Source organism: Sphingobacterium composti, assembly GCF_009829075.1.
In the GTDB taxonomy this organism is placed as follows: domain Bacteria; phylum Bacteroidota; class Bacteroidia; order Sphingobacteriales; family Sphingobacteriaceae; genus Sphingobacterium; species Sphingobacterium composti.
The window spans coordinates 1-16,145 of sequence record NZ_WUQZ01000029.1 but is presented as its reverse complement, the minus strand read 5'-3'; the positions used below and the strand labels follow the sequence as shown (position 1 = coordinate 16,145).

General features: G+C 34.7%; 17 protein-coding genes. 14 read left to right on the top strand and 3 right to left on the bottom strand.

Annotated elements, in window-relative coordinates; genetic code table 11:
- Window positions 1-33 precede the first annotated feature (33 nt).
- Complete coding sequence (locus GOQ17_RS14580) at window positions 34-1,515, top strand: aminotransferase-like domain-containing protein (RefSeq protein WP_159638583.1); 1,482 nt, start codon at window positions 34-36, stop codon at window positions 1,513-1,515.
- Between the two features lie 78 nt (window positions 1,516-1,593).
- On the opposite strand, the gene GOQ17_RS14575 is transcribed toward GOQ17_RS14580, so the two are convergent.
- Window positions 1,594-2,220 (bottom strand): hypothetical protein, encoded by a 627-nt coding sequence (locus GOQ17_RS14575; RefSeq protein ID WP_159638581.1) that lies wholly within the window; start codon window positions 2,218-2,220, stop codon window positions 1,594-1,596.
- A gap of 43 nt (window positions 2,221-2,263) precedes the next feature.
- The gene (locus GOQ17_RS14570) at window positions 2,264-5,179 is read right to left on the bottom strand and encodes an FAD-binding and (Fe-S)-binding domain-containing protein (RefSeq protein WP_159638579.1); all 2,916 of its coding nucleotides are present in this window, start codon (window positions 5,177-5,179) and stop codon (window positions 2,264-2,266) included.
- Window positions 5,180-5,424: 245 nt separating this feature from the next.
- Here GOQ17_RS14570 and GOQ17_RS14565 point away from each other — a divergent pair, with 245 nt between their 5' ends.
- The gene (locus tag GOQ17_RS14565; protein ID WP_159638577.1) at window positions 5,425-5,907 is read left to right on the top strand and encodes an Lrp/AsnC family transcriptional regulator; all 483 of its coding nucleotides are present in this window, start codon (window positions 5,425-5,427) and stop codon (window positions 5,905-5,907) included.
- Window positions 5,907-7,013, top strand: a complete 1,107-nt coding sequence (locus GOQ17_RS14560; protein ID WP_159638575.1) for an EamA family transporter — start codon at window positions 5,907-5,909, stop codon at window positions 7,011-7,013. Before GOQ17_RS14565 ends, GOQ17_RS14560 begins: the two co-directional genes overlap by 1 nt.
- A gap of 18 nt (window positions 7,014-7,031) precedes the next feature.
- On the opposite strand, the gene GOQ17_RS14555 is transcribed toward GOQ17_RS14560, so the two are convergent.
- Window positions 7,032-8,111, bottom strand: a complete 1,080-nt coding sequence (locus GOQ17_RS14555; RefSeq protein WP_159638573.1) for a tyrosine-type recombinase/integrase — start codon at window positions 8,109-8,111, stop codon at window positions 7,032-7,034.
- A 285-nt stretch (window positions 8,112-8,396) separates the two neighbouring features.
- Here GOQ17_RS14555 and GOQ17_RS14550 point away from each other — a divergent pair, with 285 nt between their 5' ends.
- The 11 genes from GOQ17_RS14550 to GOQ17_RS14505 all read left to right on the top strand — a co-directional run bounded on the left by GOQ17_RS14550 (window position 8,397) and on the right by GOQ17_RS14505 (window position 15,878).
- Window positions 8,397-9,359 carry an aldo/keto reductase gene (locus tag GOQ17_RS14550; RefSeq protein WP_159638571.1) on the top strand — a complete coding sequence of 321 codons (963 nt, stop codon included), beginning with the start codon at window positions 8,397-8,399 and terminating at the stop codon, window positions 9,357-9,359.
- An 80-nt stretch (window positions 9,360-9,439) separates the two neighbouring features.
- Window positions 9,440-10,030 carry a hypothetical protein gene (locus GOQ17_RS16515; RefSeq protein ID WP_317163280.1) on the top strand — a complete coding sequence of 197 codons (591 nt, stop codon included), beginning with the start codon at window positions 9,440-9,442 and terminating at the stop codon, window positions 10,028-10,030.
- 14 nt (window positions 10,031-10,044) lie between these two features.
- Complete coding sequence (locus GOQ17_RS16510) at window positions 10,045-10,356, top strand: helix-turn-helix domain-containing protein (RefSeq protein WP_317163279.1); 312 nt, start codon at window positions 10,045-10,047, stop codon at window positions 10,354-10,356.
- Between the two features lie 165 nt (window positions 10,357-10,521).
- Window positions 10,522-10,854: a hypothetical protein gene (locus GOQ17_RS14540; protein ID WP_159638569.1), complete on the top strand. Its 333-nt coding sequence runs from the start codon at window positions 10,522-10,524 to the stop codon at window positions 10,852-10,854.
- Window positions 10,855-11,289: 435 nt separating this feature from the next.
- Entirely contained in the window at window positions 11,290-11,742 is a 453-nt protein-coding gene (locus GOQ17_RS14535) for a GNAT family N-acetyltransferase (protein ID WP_159638567.1), read from the top strand.
- Window positions 11,743-12,468: 726 nt separating this feature from the next.
- On the top strand, window positions 12,469-13,479 hold the full coding sequence (locus GOQ17_RS14530; RefSeq protein ID WP_159638565.1) for a TQO small subunit DoxD: 1,011 nt from the start codon (window positions 12,469-12,471) through the stop codon (window positions 13,477-13,479).
- Between the two features lie 162 nt (window positions 13,480-13,641).
- Entirely contained in the window at window positions 13,642-14,040 is a 399-nt protein-coding gene (locus tag GOQ17_RS14525) for a DUF1801 domain-containing protein (RefSeq protein WP_159638563.1), read from the top strand.
- 6 nt (window positions 14,041-14,046) lie between these two features.
- Window positions 14,047-14,397 (top strand): MmcQ/YjbR family DNA-binding protein, encoded by a 351-nt coding sequence (locus GOQ17_RS14520; RefSeq protein ID WP_159638561.1) that lies wholly within the window; start codon window positions 14,047-14,049, stop codon window positions 14,395-14,397.
- A 6-nt stretch (window positions 14,398-14,403) separates the two neighbouring features.
- The gene (locus tag GOQ17_RS14515; protein WP_159638559.1) at window positions 14,404-14,952 is read left to right on the top strand and encodes a dihydrofolate reductase family protein; all 549 of its coding nucleotides are present in this window, start codon (window positions 14,404-14,406) and stop codon (window positions 14,950-14,952) included.
- A 59-nt stretch (window positions 14,953-15,011) separates the two neighbouring features.
- On the top strand, window positions 15,012-15,521 hold the full coding sequence (locus tag GOQ17_RS14510) for an SRPBCC family protein (RefSeq protein ID WP_159638557.1): 510 nt from the start codon (window positions 15,012-15,014) through the stop codon (window positions 15,519-15,521).
- Between the two features lie 9 nt (window positions 15,522-15,530).
- A complete protein-coding gene (locus GOQ17_RS14505) occupies window positions 15,531-15,878 on the top strand; it encodes a DUF4180 domain-containing protein (protein ID WP_159638555.1) in 348 nt (115 codons plus the stop codon).
- The last annotated feature ends 267 nt before the right edge of the window (window positions 15,879-16,145 follow it).

Sequence of the window (16,145 nt, the reverse complement as noted above, 5' to 3'; positions counted from 1 at the left end):
TTCAGTGAAATAGAATAGTCCAGTTTAAAAATAATGAATAGTCCAGTTTTACAAAATATTTTAACTTACATTCGAATTAATAAAATAGATTCCTCTCCTGTATATTTACAAATAGCTAATGGAATTATTAATGCCATACAAACTAAAAGTATTAAAACTGGAGAAAAACTCCCAGGAACTCGAATCCTAAGTGAAAAGCTATATGTCCATCGTCAAACAATAGTGGCTGCATACGAAGAGCTTTCGGCTCAAGGCTGGGTCGATATCCTTCCACAAAAGGGTGCATTTATTTCCTCCAAAAAAATAAAACCTAAAGCTAAAGAGATTCCGCAATCCGTTATTGTATCGACAAAGACGGCATATCCCATTGAAATAAACTATGTGTTGGATTCTCCTTTTCAGCCGATTACGAATGACCTCTATTTTACCGATGGAACTCCTGATTTTAGATTAACTAACTTTAAAAGTTTACATCAAATATTCGGTGCTACTTCTAATAAAAAAAGTGCTCGGCGACAACTTAATAAGCATATTCATACTCAAAACACGAATATCAAAAATCAACTTCAAAACTATCTCTATATAACGAAAGGATTAGCTTTTCATGCTAATCAAATATTGACTTTTCAAAGTAACCAATTAGCTTTTCAATGTATAATTCAAACTATTTTAAAACCAAAAGACAAGGTTATAGTAACTCAGGTTGGGCATTTTGAAGTAAATATGAAATTAAAGGAAAGAAATGTAGAATTAATAACTGTCAATACTAATTCCGAAGGTATTGATACAGGACATTTAGAAGATCTTCTTCAAAAGCATACAATTCGCGCCATATATCTACAAACAAACAACCTTTATCCAATCACCTCGGCTTTATCTGAAACTAACAAAAGCACATTACTTGAACTTGCTCAAAAGCATGGATTTGCGATAATTGAGAATGATAATAACACGGATTTTGTGTACGGCAAAATACCTATTAAAACATTGAAAAGTATGGATACTCAAGGTGCTGTTATTTATGTAAATTCTTTCAAAGATTTACTACCTAATCCATACGATCTAGCTTTTGTGATTGCGCCTGATAATTTGATTTTAGAGCTTTCAAAAGTTAAAAAATTAGGACAATCTCCTTCCACTTACTTAATCGAAGAAACAATTGCAGAATATATTAAAGAAGGATTATTATTACGACAGACTCAAAAACTGACAAAGATTTACCAAAAAAGAAGGGATAATTTTTCCTTGCTATTAGATCAGTATCTAGAACAAAGTATTTGGTTTGAAAAACCAGAAATAGGTTTGGCTTATTGGATCAAATTTAATCAGCAGTTACCGCTGCTTTCTATAGCAACATATTGTGCCACAAAAAATCTAACAGTTCCGAATTACCTATTTTATCAAAATCAAAGTCTTACGGGAATACGTTTAGGATTTGCTCATTTGACGGAATCTGAAGCCGAAGAAGCAATTGCTCTTCTGAGCAAAGCAATTTATCAGCATATTTACAAGTAAAAACTGTCTGGTACGCAAAAGTGAGATTCCTCTACAAGCCCGAAAAGACATTTCGTACTACCAGACAGTTAGAATATTTTATTTTCCTTCCAAAGCCGAAATAAGCTGTGCCCTGTAAGAGGCATCCTTTTCACCAATCTCAAAAGAACGTTTGTATAAATCTAACGTTGAAAACACTTCTGCAGGCTCGCCTACTGTATTATCAAAGAATAATTTAAAGCTATAAGTTGATTTTGCATTTAAATCCACTTCAATAGTGTTTGATGAAAAAACTGTTGGCTCAAGAGTAGTGCTTGAAAATACTCCTGTAGATTGCAAACCAAAGATTGTTGCCAATGATTTGACCAAAGCATCCGATTCCGCCCCTATAGATGAAAACTTAATCGCACCTTTCACAAAACCATCTTCCACAGGTCTACCTTGCCCATTAACACCAGGTTTAATGCCTTTTAACACTTCAATTTTCACACCTACAGTATCTTGTTCAAATACAGATTTCGCAACAAACACATGCGAAGAATCCGTCTGTGATTCATCGACAATGCGCAAAAACAATTGCTGCTTCTGAGCGGCTTTATCATTTGTAAATTTCTCTAATGAGTGTGTTGTTTTAACACCTTTATTATTAGTAGAAGAGTTGCCGCAACTTGATAATACAGAAATTGCAATGACTCCCGTTGCCAATAAGGATTTTATAGCTTTCATAATATGTTCTTTATTGATAAAGCATTCAAATTACGATAAAGTTTTATTTTATTAAAGCATTGTATAAAATTTCGACAGGATGGTACGATTTACGTGCTGCACCATCTTTGATTTGGTGACGACATGATGTACCGGCTGCCGCAATGATTGTATCTTCTTTAGCAGAACGTACAGCTGGAAGTAAAACCAATTCTGCTACCTTCATGGAAACATCGTAATGCTCTTTCTCATAACCAAATGACCCCGCCATACCACAACAGCCTGAAGGAATCACTTCTACTGTATAATTAGCTGGTAAAGACAATACCTTTTCGGTATAACCTACCAAATGAAAAGCTTTTTGGTAACAATGACCATGCAATTTGATATGTTGCTTTTCTGCTGAGAACTGCTCTGCATGAATATGACCTTTATCTATTTCTTGTGCTAGAAACTCATCTACCATAAAAGTATTTGCAGCGATATTTTGTGCATCAATTTTAAGATTAGCATCCACTAACGTTAAATATTCATCACGGAAAGTTATAATTGCCGATGGCTCAACACCTAGCAAAGGAATATCTGCCGTAATTTTATCTTTCAGCATCGACACATTCGCATTCGCCAATTTTTTCGCTTCTTTCACAAAACCTTTAGACAAATATGTACGACCACTCTCCTTGTGTGGAGCGAACAATACTTCGTAACCAAGGGCTGTCAAAAGTTTGTAAGCTGTCTGACCTATACTTGTATCATTGTAGTCCGTAAATTCATCACAAAATAGATAAACCTTACGTTTTGATATTGGCGTATTTTGTTTCTTCAGCCACTGTTTTAAGGTTGTACCCGAGACTTCAGGCAAAGAACGATTAGGCGCAAAACCAACGATTTGCTTAATGATACTTGAAGTAAATTTATTTTGAGAAAAGAAGTTGTAAAGCGGAGCTACCATAGATCCTAGCTGTTGCGACTTTGTAAAATTAGCAATCACTTTCGATCTGAAAGGCGCACCATTCGCATCGTAATAATGTTGCAAAAATTCTGCCTTCATCTTCGCCACATCCACACTTGAGGGGCATTCCGTTTTGCAACCTTTACAACTCAAGCACAAGTCCATTACCTCTTTGATCTCCTCGTGATCAAAACGATTCTGTTGCGTCGAATTTGTCAAAAATTGACGTAACATATTGGCACGAGCACGTGTAGTATCTTTTTCATTTCGTGTAGCCATAAACGAAGGACACATCGTACCACCACTGATTTCGGTCTTACGACAATCTCCGGATCCTGAACATTTTTCTGCTAGGCGAAGAATACTTTCATCTTTGGTAAAATCAAAGTATGTCTTAATATCCTTACCGTCTACAACTTTATCGTAACGCAATGAAGTATCCATTGGAGGTGTATTCACAATTTTATTGGCATTGAAAATTCCTTTAGGATCAAAGATATTTTTCACATCTTGCAATAAAGAATAGACCTTTTCACCCAACACTTTACCAATAAATTCACCTCTCAAACGTCCGTCACCATGCTCCCCACTCAACGAACCATTGTACTTCAGTACTAGATCCGTTGTTTTTTCTAAAATTGATCGGAATTGGCGTCGCCCTTCAACAGATTTCAAATTTACAAAAGGCTCAATATGCAACTCACCTGCTCCAGCATGTGCATAGTAAGATGCGTGAACACCTTCTTCTTTCAATAATTGTTGTACATCTGCTACATAAGCAGGCAAATCAACTGGAGAAACCGCACAATCCTCAATTAAATTGACTGGTTGCTCATCTCCTGGAAGGTTACGAATAAGACCTAGTCCAGCTTTACGCACATCCCACACCAAATTTGATTGCGTAGCACCTAACACCAATGGATATGCATATCCTAATCCTTTGCTGATCAAATCTTGCTTTAGCGCTTCCGCTAGTCCAATAATTTCGGCTTCGCTATCGGCTCTAAATTCAACAATAAGTAAAGCCTGTGGATCTCCTTCAATAAAAAAACGATTGTATTGATAAGTCGGATGACCAACTGTAAAATCTAAAATGTATTTATCTACTAGCTCAGAAGCTTCAGGATGATGCGATAATGCAATCATATTACCGTGCATACACTCGACCATATCCGAAAAATGCACACACAATAGACCTATCTCTTTTGGAGGAAGTGGTCTCAATTTTATTTTGGCTTCGGTGACAATACCAATAGTTCCTTCTGATCCAGCCAACAGATTACACAAATTGAATGGCTTACTTGTATCCACCAAATAATCTAATGCATAACCTGTATTACGACGAGTTATATCTTTTTTCGGATAACCCGAATTTATAATTTCAATATTTTCTTTACTTGTGATAATGTGATTAAGTTGACGATAGATTTCGCCTTCGCGATCTTTTTGCGAGAGTTTGCCAAAATACTCTTGCGGATTTAATTCTTTAAAAATAACTTCAGTACCATCATTCAACAGCACATTCGCTTCAATTAAATTTTCACGTGTATCGCCCCAAACAATGGAATGCAAACCAGATGAATTATTACCAATCATGCCTCCGACCATTGCACGATTAGCAGTCGAGGTCTCAGGACCAAACATTAGACCGAACGATTTCAAATAAGCATTTAAGTCATCACGGATAACCCCCGGTTGAACCCTCGCCCATTGTTCCTTTTCATTAACCTCTAGGATTTGATTGAAAAACTTAGACACATCCACTACAATACCTTTACCCACCACTTGTCCAGCCAAAGATGTACCTGCCGTTCTTGGGATTAAAGTGATATTATTTTCATTTGCGAAATCAATCAATTTGTGCAAATCAGCTTTGCTATGTGGAATAGCCACCGCTAAAGGCTTCTCTTGGTATACAGAAGCATCGGTGGAATAAGCGACGAGTATAGTTTGATCTTTAGGATTGTTATCTTGAAAATATAATTCTCCTTCTAGTTCGGTTTTAAGTTTTTCTAATGTAAGTGACATACTTTTGGTAAAATTCAGCATTAAAGTAAACAAATCTACATAAAGTATGTTATTTTTGATAATAATAGCATCTATTAATTTATGTTTTTTCGCGTTCTTTTAATAAAAACGCACAAAAACGCAATCCTACATTAGCCAATTTTTACAATAACGAAACAATACCCAATCATCTTTATCTGAATATTATTCTTATTTTTGTTTTAAATTTTGAATTATCTTCTGAAAATTATTATTTTTGCAGAATTATGGGAAAATTAGAAATTTCACTCGACAACATTGATTATCAAATATTGCGTATTATGCAAAATAATGCCCGTACAAATAATGCGGACATAGCACGTGAATTAGGCATGGCTCCTTCTGCTATTCTTGAGCGCGTAAAAAAATTAGAGCAAAAAGAGGTTATTCTACAGTATAATGCGAAGATTAATCCACTCGCATTGGATCAAAACCTACTTTCATTTATTTTCATTAAAACTTCTGATATCATCGGTGAGCAAGGCGTAGCGTACACCTTAGCAGAAATACCTGAGGTACAAGAAGTGCACGACATCGCTGGTGACGATGGATATCTGATCAAAGTACGTACGAATGACGCTGCTGGATTAGTTGACTTAATGCGCAACACCTTAGGAAAAATCGAAGGTATAATTTCGACACGAACAACGATTGTGTTAGAAACTGTCAAAGAAGAACAAAAATTAGTTATTCCTAATCCAAACGCATAATGGAAGAAAATAAGGCATCCTTAGCCAAAATTATAGTTGCCTACGCCATAGTTTACATTGTATGGGGCTCTACTTTTTTCTTTATTGAGGAGGCTTTGCGCTCGTTTACACCATTTGTATTAGGATCCATACGATTTATTATCGCTGGCTCTTTGCTGATGGGCTATTGCAAATTACGTGGATACAGAATATTTAACAAAGCAGATATAAAACAAGCTGTATTTATTGGCTTTTTGCTGCTTTTTGTTGATATGGCAGCCATTATCTGGTCTGAGCAATACATTTCTAGTGGTATAGTTTCTATTCTATCTGCCGCGACTGCGATCTGGTTCATTGTCCTAGATAAACCTAAGTGGAGAGAGAATTTCTCAAGCATACCTACGCTATTGGGTTTGGCTTTTGGTTTTGCTGGTGTAGTGATGCTTTTTGCAGAGCAATTGATGACCAATTCTATTCCCGAAGAAGAGCGTGCTCAAAATCTTACAGCGATGATTGTATTGGTACTTGGAACAATTGGTTGGACTATAGGGTCTTTGTATTCAAAATACAATCAAAAACCCAAATCTACAAACCAGAAAAAAGAACCATCGTTAAATGTAATGGTAAAAACTGCTTGGCAAATGGTGACAGCAGGTGTAGCTTTTACATTAGTCGCATTAGTCAAAGGAGAGTATAGTGCTTTTGATTATACACAAGTACATGCTGCAGATTGGGGAGCTATGATTTATCTTGTACTAATGGGATCTATATTGGCTTTTAGCTCTTACATTTGGTTATTGCAAGTCAGACCCGCTACTGAAGTAAGTACGTATGCCTATGTCAATCCCATTGTTGCCTTAGCTTTAGTATACTTTTTTTCAGACCACCAAGTAACTATTCTACAGATAGCAGGCTTAGGAGTTGTATTATTTTCCGTACTACTAATGAACTGGAACTTATACAAAGACAATCGTACGTTTAGAGCAATTCGCTACCGCAAAAAGCTCAAAAAACTACGTCATATGGCACCAAAAAGCAGTATACCACGTATTATAGAGGTAGCTGATTTTCAACGAAAAGAAAAAGAAAAAGCGCAGAAAAAAGAAAAAGATAAAAGCATTTCCTAAAGAAATGCTTTTACTAATTTATAGCCTATCAAGAGGACTCTGCACTTTTGCTAATACATTTTTTGATAACTGTGCATAAATTTCCGTTGTGGATATATGGCTATGCCCTAATAATTTTTGAATAAAAGACATATCCGTACCATATTCTAATAGATGCGTAGCATAACTATGTCTTAAACCATGGATACCTATTTTTTTATTAATTTTTGCTTTGCGCATACCCATTTTAAACACGGCTTGTACAGTTCTTACTGAAATTGTTCCTCCTGATTGACCCTCAAATAAATATTCTTTAGGTTTATATTGCAGGTAATACATTCTTAGATCCTCCAATATGGATTCGGGCAAAGGAACATATCGATCTTTCTTATTCTTGGAGCGCTGAACTAATACCATCATTCTACTCGAATCAATATCCGATATTCGCAAATTAGTTACCTCACTGACACGTAACCCCATACCGTAACAAAGCTTAACCATCACTAAATGCTTGATATTATCGAAACATTCGAAAAGCCTTATAATTTCTCTTGTACTTAATACTTTGGGTAGTAAATGATGTTTGTTTGGTCTTGGAATGTCAAAAAAAAATAACGTTTCGCGCTTCAATATTTTCTCAAAATAAAACTTCAAGGCATTTAATCTACTATGAATTTGATTTTCAGACAGATTTAAGCTTTTAATACAATAAAGTAAGTAGGATCTCAATTTTGCAGTGGACAAATCGTGCACCTGATAATCTTTTAACACGTAAAGTAATTGGGCAAATTCGACAGCATATGTTTTGACTGTATTTAGACTATAGCCCTTAAGATGCAATTCATCAACATATCTTCGGAATTCTACAGCGTTCCCCGCAGACATCCTCTCCATCATATCTTCGCCTACAAACACTTTAGTATCCATAGCTAATCTATCACGAACATTAGCAGTGTCATAAATCCACCACGCCTTAATCGTCGGCGACCAACGCACGCGAGGAAAGACTTCTCTTAACGCTTTTTGTAAAGATATATCAGGAGGAAAATAAAAAAGTAGCACTCTTCTTTTATCTTTTCGACTTTCTTCGATTCTATAGTTTTCTTTAACAAAACTCATAGCGCAAAATAAAAATAATGTTATCACCTAAATCGTATGCATTTATTCAAAATACGCATACAGCAATATTATAGAAACATACTATTCTACAGAAAGTTACAAATATTTTTACACTTATAGGAAAATAACTTATAATGCGTATATAATAATGTTATGTGCAACCCTTCCTAACCGAAACAATCAACAATTGACACTTCTTCAATTTGGCTACAACAATCAGAGGTTTGACTACTTCCATCTTCCAATACTGTCGCAACTTTGTATCATAAGTTAAAACAAGAAAAAATGAGCAATGTAAAACAAGTAAAATTAGGAAGTCAAGATTTGGTTGTGCCAACGATTGGTTTAGGTTGTATGGGTATGAGCACAATGGGTGCTCTGAATGTATATGGCGAAGCAAATGACGCTGAAAGTATCACCACTATTGAACGTTCGCTAGAATTGGGAGGCAACTTTTTAGATACCGCAGACTTATACGGACCATTTAAAAATGAACAACTCATCTCAAAGGTAATTTCTGGTCGAAGAGATCAATTCATCATCGCTTCAAAATTTGGTTTCAAAATTGACGATAATGGAACATTCGATTACTCGCCTGATGCAAGCGCCTCATATGTAAAAATGGCAATTGAGCGTTCGCTTAAAAATCTAAATACCGATTTTATCGACTTGTATTATATGCACACTCCGGACCCAAACACGCCTATCGAAGAAACTGTTGATGCAATGGCTAACTTAGTAAAAGAAGGTAAAATTCGTTATATTGGTTTATCGAATGTTGATGCTGAAACGGTTAGAAGAGCACATAAAATACATCCAATTACTGCTATTCAAAGTGAATATTCATTGTTTGAAAGTCAGGTAAAAGAAACTGGTCTACTTTCAACGGTTGATGAGCTGGGAATTGGTTTTGTTGCCTACTCGCCATTAGGTCGTGGTTTTATTTCGGGCGACTTTAAACACCCTAACGACATTCCTGAAGGCGACATCAGACGTTACATAAAACGTTTTCAAGACGATAATTTTTACAAAAATCTTGAGTTGTTAAATGAAGTAGATAAAATTGCAAAAGAAAAAAACGTTACTACTTCACAAATTGCTATTGCATGGGTGGTGGCTCAAGGATACGTTCCAATTCCTGGAACAAAAAAAGTAAAATATGTTGAACAAAATATTGAAGCTACTAATATTGAATTATCCGCAAATGATTTAAAACGTTTAGATGACATTATGCCTCTTGCAAAATAAAACCAGATAAGCTGAAATTGTAAATTTACAGTGATAATAGCGAACTTTTCTTTTGGTATTAGCACAAAAATAGATTTAAAATGAATAAAAATCAAAAACATATAATAACCATCAATTCTATTTCAGATTTGTATAAACTTTCGGGATTACCAAAACCCAAACATACTTTAATTGGATTGATAAATCTGGATGAAATAGATTTTACTAGTCCACAAGAAAGTAAAAATTTGGTTTTGAACTTTTATACTATTTCTTTGAAAAATTGTGAAGGTAGCAAACTGAAATATGGTCAAAATTATTATGATTTTGATGAAGGAATGTTGGCGTTTATGGAACCCGGACAAGTGATTTCTTCCGAAAATGGTGGCACAAGAGCAACGGGTTGGTGGTTGGTATTTCATCCCGATTTTATACGCAATTATCCGTTGGGTAAAACAATTAAAAACTATGGTTTCTTTTCGTATGCCGTTAATGAAGCATTACATCTTTCAGAGAAAGAACAAGCAACGATGGAAGGCATTATGAAAAATATTGAAGAAGAATACAATCATTCTATCGACCTTTTCAGTCATGACGTGATGATATCACATTTGGAATTGTTGCTCAATTATTCCAATCGCTTTTACAACCGCCAATTTATTACTCGTAATCGGCAAGCAATGACTTGCTGACTAAAATGGAAAGTTTGCTAAACGACTATTTCAACAGCGATAAATTGGTAGAAAATGGCTTACCATCGGTGCAATACTTTGCCAATCAGCGCTACGTTTCGTCTAATTATTTAAGCGATATGCTGCGCACACTGACAGGACAAAGTACACAACAACACATTCACAACAAGCTGATTGAAAAGGCAAAAGAAGCATTAACGTTAACCAATCTTTCAGTTAGTGAAATTGCGTATCAATTGGGTTTTGAGCATCCTCAATCATTCAGCAAGTTGTTTAAAAGCAAAACGAATGTTTCACCGCTTGAATATCGAGCATCATTTAATTAGTAAATATGGATATTTATCAATCGTTTGAAAACGCTATAAAACTTGAAAAAGCATCAGGCTATGGCTTTGCTTTTTTAGGTGCTGCTTTCTTACTTCTTTTTCATTGCTAACAAGAATGGAATTTTAGTTTCAGCAAAATATCCTTGCTTAATAGCTGGTATATTTATGATGGTTTCAAGTCCAATATTTGTTTCAACCATTGATAAAAAGGTAAAAACACAAACCGAAATATACAACCAAGACAAAGCAGCTTTTGTAAAATCAGAATTGGAACGCAACGAGAAATTATTTAATGGCTTCAAATCCTACCGAATGATTTTTGCCATTGTAGCGATTATTACTTTGTTCTTTACCTTTTACTTTAGATCCTCACTCATTGGAGGCATATCATTGGTTGTATGTATCTATTCGATATATTCTTCAATAAGCGAACATTATTCCTACATCAAGGGCGAACACTATTTAACTGAATTACGACAATGGAATGAGCATAAATGACGAAAAAACAATGGACAAAAAAAAGGGCAGCACATAACATAGGTAACTGTTGCACAACTCCTTTTAAATGCTAAAATCTTAAAATATTTGACCTCGTTTAAGCCTTTTTAAGCGAGGTTTGTTGTTTTATTTAGGTTTGCAATCATGATTTTTGATAAGGTTATATCCACTAATTTGAAGGCTACTAATTACGTTTTCAACTAGAAAAAGTTGACCTTGCATTTTGGTCATACTTTGGGCTATGATATGTGGTTTCGGATATCTCTGTCTCAAAAAGCCAATTATTTTGAGTTTTTTCTTAAATTTATTCAATTAATTGGCTTTTGCCAACCGTGCCGCTAAATTGAAACTTTTCGCAACTTTTTCCATCACTAGCGCCAAGCCTTGAAATGTTTGCTGTAGTTTAAGACACAACCACTCGACAAATAGATAGAAATGTTATATAAAATTAAAAGAACAAATTCAGACAACTTAGATTTTCAAAGGTTAGTAATTGAACTTGATAAAGACTTAGCAATTAAAAATGGCGAAACAAACCATTTCTTTACTCAATATAATAAAATCGACTTAATCCAAAACGTGGTTGTTGTGTACGAAAATAATCAAGCCGTTGGCTGTGGTGGTATGAAGAAGTACGAAAATGAGGTGATAGAAATTAAAAGAATGTTTGTACCTATTGAATACCGAGGAAAAGGCATTGCAGCAAAAGTGTTGACAGAATTACAAGTTTGGGCAAAAGAATTGGGTTATAAAAAATGCATTTTAGAAACTGGTGATAAAATGATTGAGGCTATTGGTTTATATAAGAAAAACAATTTTAGAATCATTCCGAATTATGGTCAATACGTAAATGTGAAGAATAGTGTATGTTTTGAGAAAGAAATTTAAATGAAAACAAAACACAACTAACTAGTTATTGCCAAAAACTAATCTAAATCCTAAGTTGAAAGCTTCTACCCCAACTATTCCGCCCAAAACTAATTTTATGGTTTTGGCTTGACTCAGTACAAAATCGAAAATCTTTCTCAGTAGTCCCTTTCTCATTTGATAACGAGAGATCAAATCAGCTCCAATAACTTTTTATAAATCCGATGGCTTCAGCGTTATCCCGAATTATGAAGGTTATTCAAATGTGTCCACCAGTATTTTCGTTGAATTAGATTTGTAGATAAGATTTACTATATTAGTCCATCCATGCATTGTATTCAGCGTATATTATCGACAAGCAAATTTATACTAATTGTATTCTTTAGTATATTAGCGTTCAGTTCTTGTGGGCTGAAAGAGTATGTTGGTGACGTACTTAGCATAGAATACAAAAGATCGTTTAACAAAACGAAATCCACGACATCCTCTTGTATATATAGCAAAAACACATCTACTTATACTTCTGTCGCAAAGCAGAAAAACCTTTATAACAATAGACAACTTTATTCTTTTTTACGCGATAGAATACTCGACTACGTATTCTTAACACCGTCCTCCTACCCTTATCTATATTCAAGCAATAGTCCTCCCAAATATATTTTGTTCAAAAGACTGAAAATTGCATTAAGCTAGAGTTTCCTCAAAACTAGTTTAATCATTCATTTTTAACATATTATAAAAATATAAATGCAAGCAAAACAAATGTATGCTGCTTACTCCTATGCAGCAATATCTACTATGGCTTTACGTTGGGTCATAGGATGGACTTATTTTTCTGCTTTTTGGCGCAGACTTATATTAGACAATAAATTAATTCCTGAAGAAGCAGGATATATTGGCGAAAAATTTAATCACTTCCTGCCAAATGCTTTAGGAATAAAGCCAGTTATAGAATATCTTGTATCCAATCCTAATGAACTCTATTACTCTATGGTAATATTTACTATTGTGGAAGCCATAGTAGGATTATTTCTCATTTTGGGATTATTTACCAGAATAATGAGTATTGGTGTAATCCTGTTGGCAACGGGAATACTACTCGGATCTGGATGGTTGGGAACTACCTGCTTAGACGAATGGCAGATTGGGGTATTAGGCGTAGCTGGCGGTTTTACACTTTACTTAACTGGTAGCACCACTTATTCTCTTGACGCCTATATGATCAAAAGAAATATGCCGATTACACGAAAGAGTTGGTTTAATCACATCGCTTCTGGCTATTTAAACTTTCCTAATAGAAATAATATAATACTAGGAATATCAATAGGTATTGCCGCATTAACTTTATACACAAACCAATATTTTCATGGTGGTGTACTTGGAACTTTGCACAATAAATCTGTTCGACCTAAAGTTGAAATATCTAACATTATAATTCAAAATGACACACTTAATTTGCAATTATACCGTGTAGAAGGTGCAGATGTGTATGGATCGTTTTTAATAAGAATAGATATTTTCAATAATGAAAATATAACAGTTAAGTCATTTGATCAAAACTATTTAGCATCGTTACATAAAGCGCATATACATAACCATTATGTAGCTAAAATACATCCTGGAAAGCACAGTTTAATACTTCCGCTCGGCGCCAAGGCAGATATTAAATTGGATATTGCAGATATACAAGTGCAAAAAGGATATTATATACAATTAACTGATATCAGTGGAATCACTTGGTCAAGTCCCATCCAATAATTGTTATTTTATTCCCCAGTAGCCCGAAATTGCTGGGGAATATTTTTAGTTAGTTATCTAAGATTAATTCAAATCTTTGCATAAGACAACCAATTATCAATAGAATTCCTATAACTTAGTTGTACCAAAAAATTTTTGAACTGAATTAGCAAAGCTTAAATTATGAATGCACTTTCTGACATAATATCTTATCATGAATCTTTGTCTGAAAATGATAAAAATATTTGCAATATTCTGTCCGAAACAATTAATCAGTATTTAGCATTTACCGAAAACAAAATATGGCATGCGCATCCAGTGTGGTTCATAGACGGAAATCCAATTGTAGGATACAGTAAGCAGAAAAAAGGAATTAGATTAATGTTTTGGAGCGGAGCAGATTTTGAAGAGGAAGATTTATCTACTAGAGGAAAGAAATTTAAAGACGCATCCATCTTTTATAATGCGGAGGAAGAAATAAATATAGCCGATTTAAAGCGATGGTTAGATAAAGCTAAGCGAATTCAGTGGGATTATAAAAATCTCATAAAGCGTAAAGGCCAATTGCTTAGACTCAAATAAAATGTTATGGTCAGTTTAGATACATTTCGAGAAATTGCATTATCGTGTCCCGAAGCAACCGAAGACACACACTTCGATAAGATATCATTTAGAATTAAAAAGAAAATATTTGGCACTTATGATAGCCAAAACAACCAAGCTTGTTTTAAACTATCACTAGTTGATCAAGATTTATATTCACTGATTGATAAAAAAAGCATTTATGCTGTTCCAAATTCTTGGGGAAAACAAGGTTGGACGATAACAGATCTCAATCAAATACCACTAGAAATCTTTCGCGAAGTAGTCCAAAGTGCCTATTGTCAAGTAGCACCACAAAAACTTGCTAATCAATATTTTAATCAAGAAAAAATATAACTTGATATGGGAAATATTATTTGTGCGATTAATATGACGTTGAATGGCCATTTTGATCATACACAATCTTTACCAGACGAACATGTTCATGCACACTATGCTGACTTGCTCAAAAAAGGTACAATTATATTATATGGTCGCAAAACCTTTGAGCTGATGTTATATTGGAAAGATGTTCTTAATGATATAAACAGTGATTTTGAAAGTTATGCTTTTGCAAAAACTTTAGATGCTATCCCCAAACTTGTATTTTCCAATACATTGCAAATGACAAATTGGCCCACGGCTCAATTAGCTGATAGCTCACTTCTTGACAACGTAATAAAACTTAAAAGCGAAGAAAATACCACAATTTATATTGGCAGTAGAAGTTTAATGATTCAACTCTTAGAACTAAAACTATTGGATGAATTACAACTATGTATTCACCCTTTGGTAAGTCCTGCCGGAAGATTATTATTTGAAGGTATTGATCATCAAATTACCTTTAAACAAAAACTGATCAAAACACTTCCTGGCGGACATATTATCCTCTCGCTATATCCAATATATTAATTTGTGAAAACAAGCTTTAATTCAATTTGTTCAAAACTATAGAACAATAATTAGCGATTATGAAAAAGACCTTAGCCTTTGACTTTTCAATAGATAAAGGAACAAATACCATTAAAATAAAGAAGGAATTTGAAGCTGACCTAGTGCTAACTTGGGAAGCATGGACGACAGAAGATTGGCTCGACCAATGGTGGGGACCGCAGCCTTGGCACGTGGAAACGAAAATATTAGATTTTATCCCACATGGAATTTGGATGTACGCCATGGTTAGTCCAGAAGGTGATAAACATTGGAGCTTGTCTCAATTTATTGAGATTACTCCCACAGAGTCCTTTAGTTACAAACCAGGATTCAGCGACGAAGAAGGAATTATTAATCCTGATATGCCTCAAAGCACATGGAACGTGAAATTCTCACCTTTAGATAATGCTACACTTGTTGATGTCTCTATTCTGTATAATGAAACACAAGATCTGGACACTATTCTAGAGATGGGATTCAAGGAGGGTATCACAATTTGTCTGCAACAATTGGATGATTTATTAGAACGAAGGACATCACATGGTTAACAATTCTACATGGAAGTTATATCACATACATTTAAGAACAGTAAAACTGCGGAAATAAAGTCTGATAAGATTATTGTTAGTTCATTAGACGATGCCTTAGACTTGATAGGAAATATTTATTATCAAGGATTTGATAGGTTGATATTGCATGAGAAAAACCTTGCTCCAGCGTTTTTTGATTTAAAAACTAAATTAGCGGGCGATATATTACAAAAGTTCACGCAGTACCAGTTAGCATTGATTATTGTAGGTGATTTTGAAAAATATCAGAGTAAAAGTCTAAATGACTTTATTTACGAAAGCAATCAGGGCAAGCAAGTCAATTTCGTAAAGACCTTAGATAATTTAAGTTCCTAAATCGGATAGGAGGAACGGGATTAATTCCCGTTCCGACCTTCCACAGCACCGCACGTACCGTTCGGTATACGGCCCTTCCCTAAGTTGTAACACAAACTCGCTTGTATTCTGCCAGTAAAGATGGGTATCCCAGTTGTTTAAGATAGTCGTTGGAAAGGGTTGTTGTCAGTATCCAGCTTTTTGCTGTGTGCCAGTAACTTTTCCTTGTATGTGCCCATTCGTACGCCTTGTATTTACTTACACCTAGTTGTAACAAGTTCCTAATTT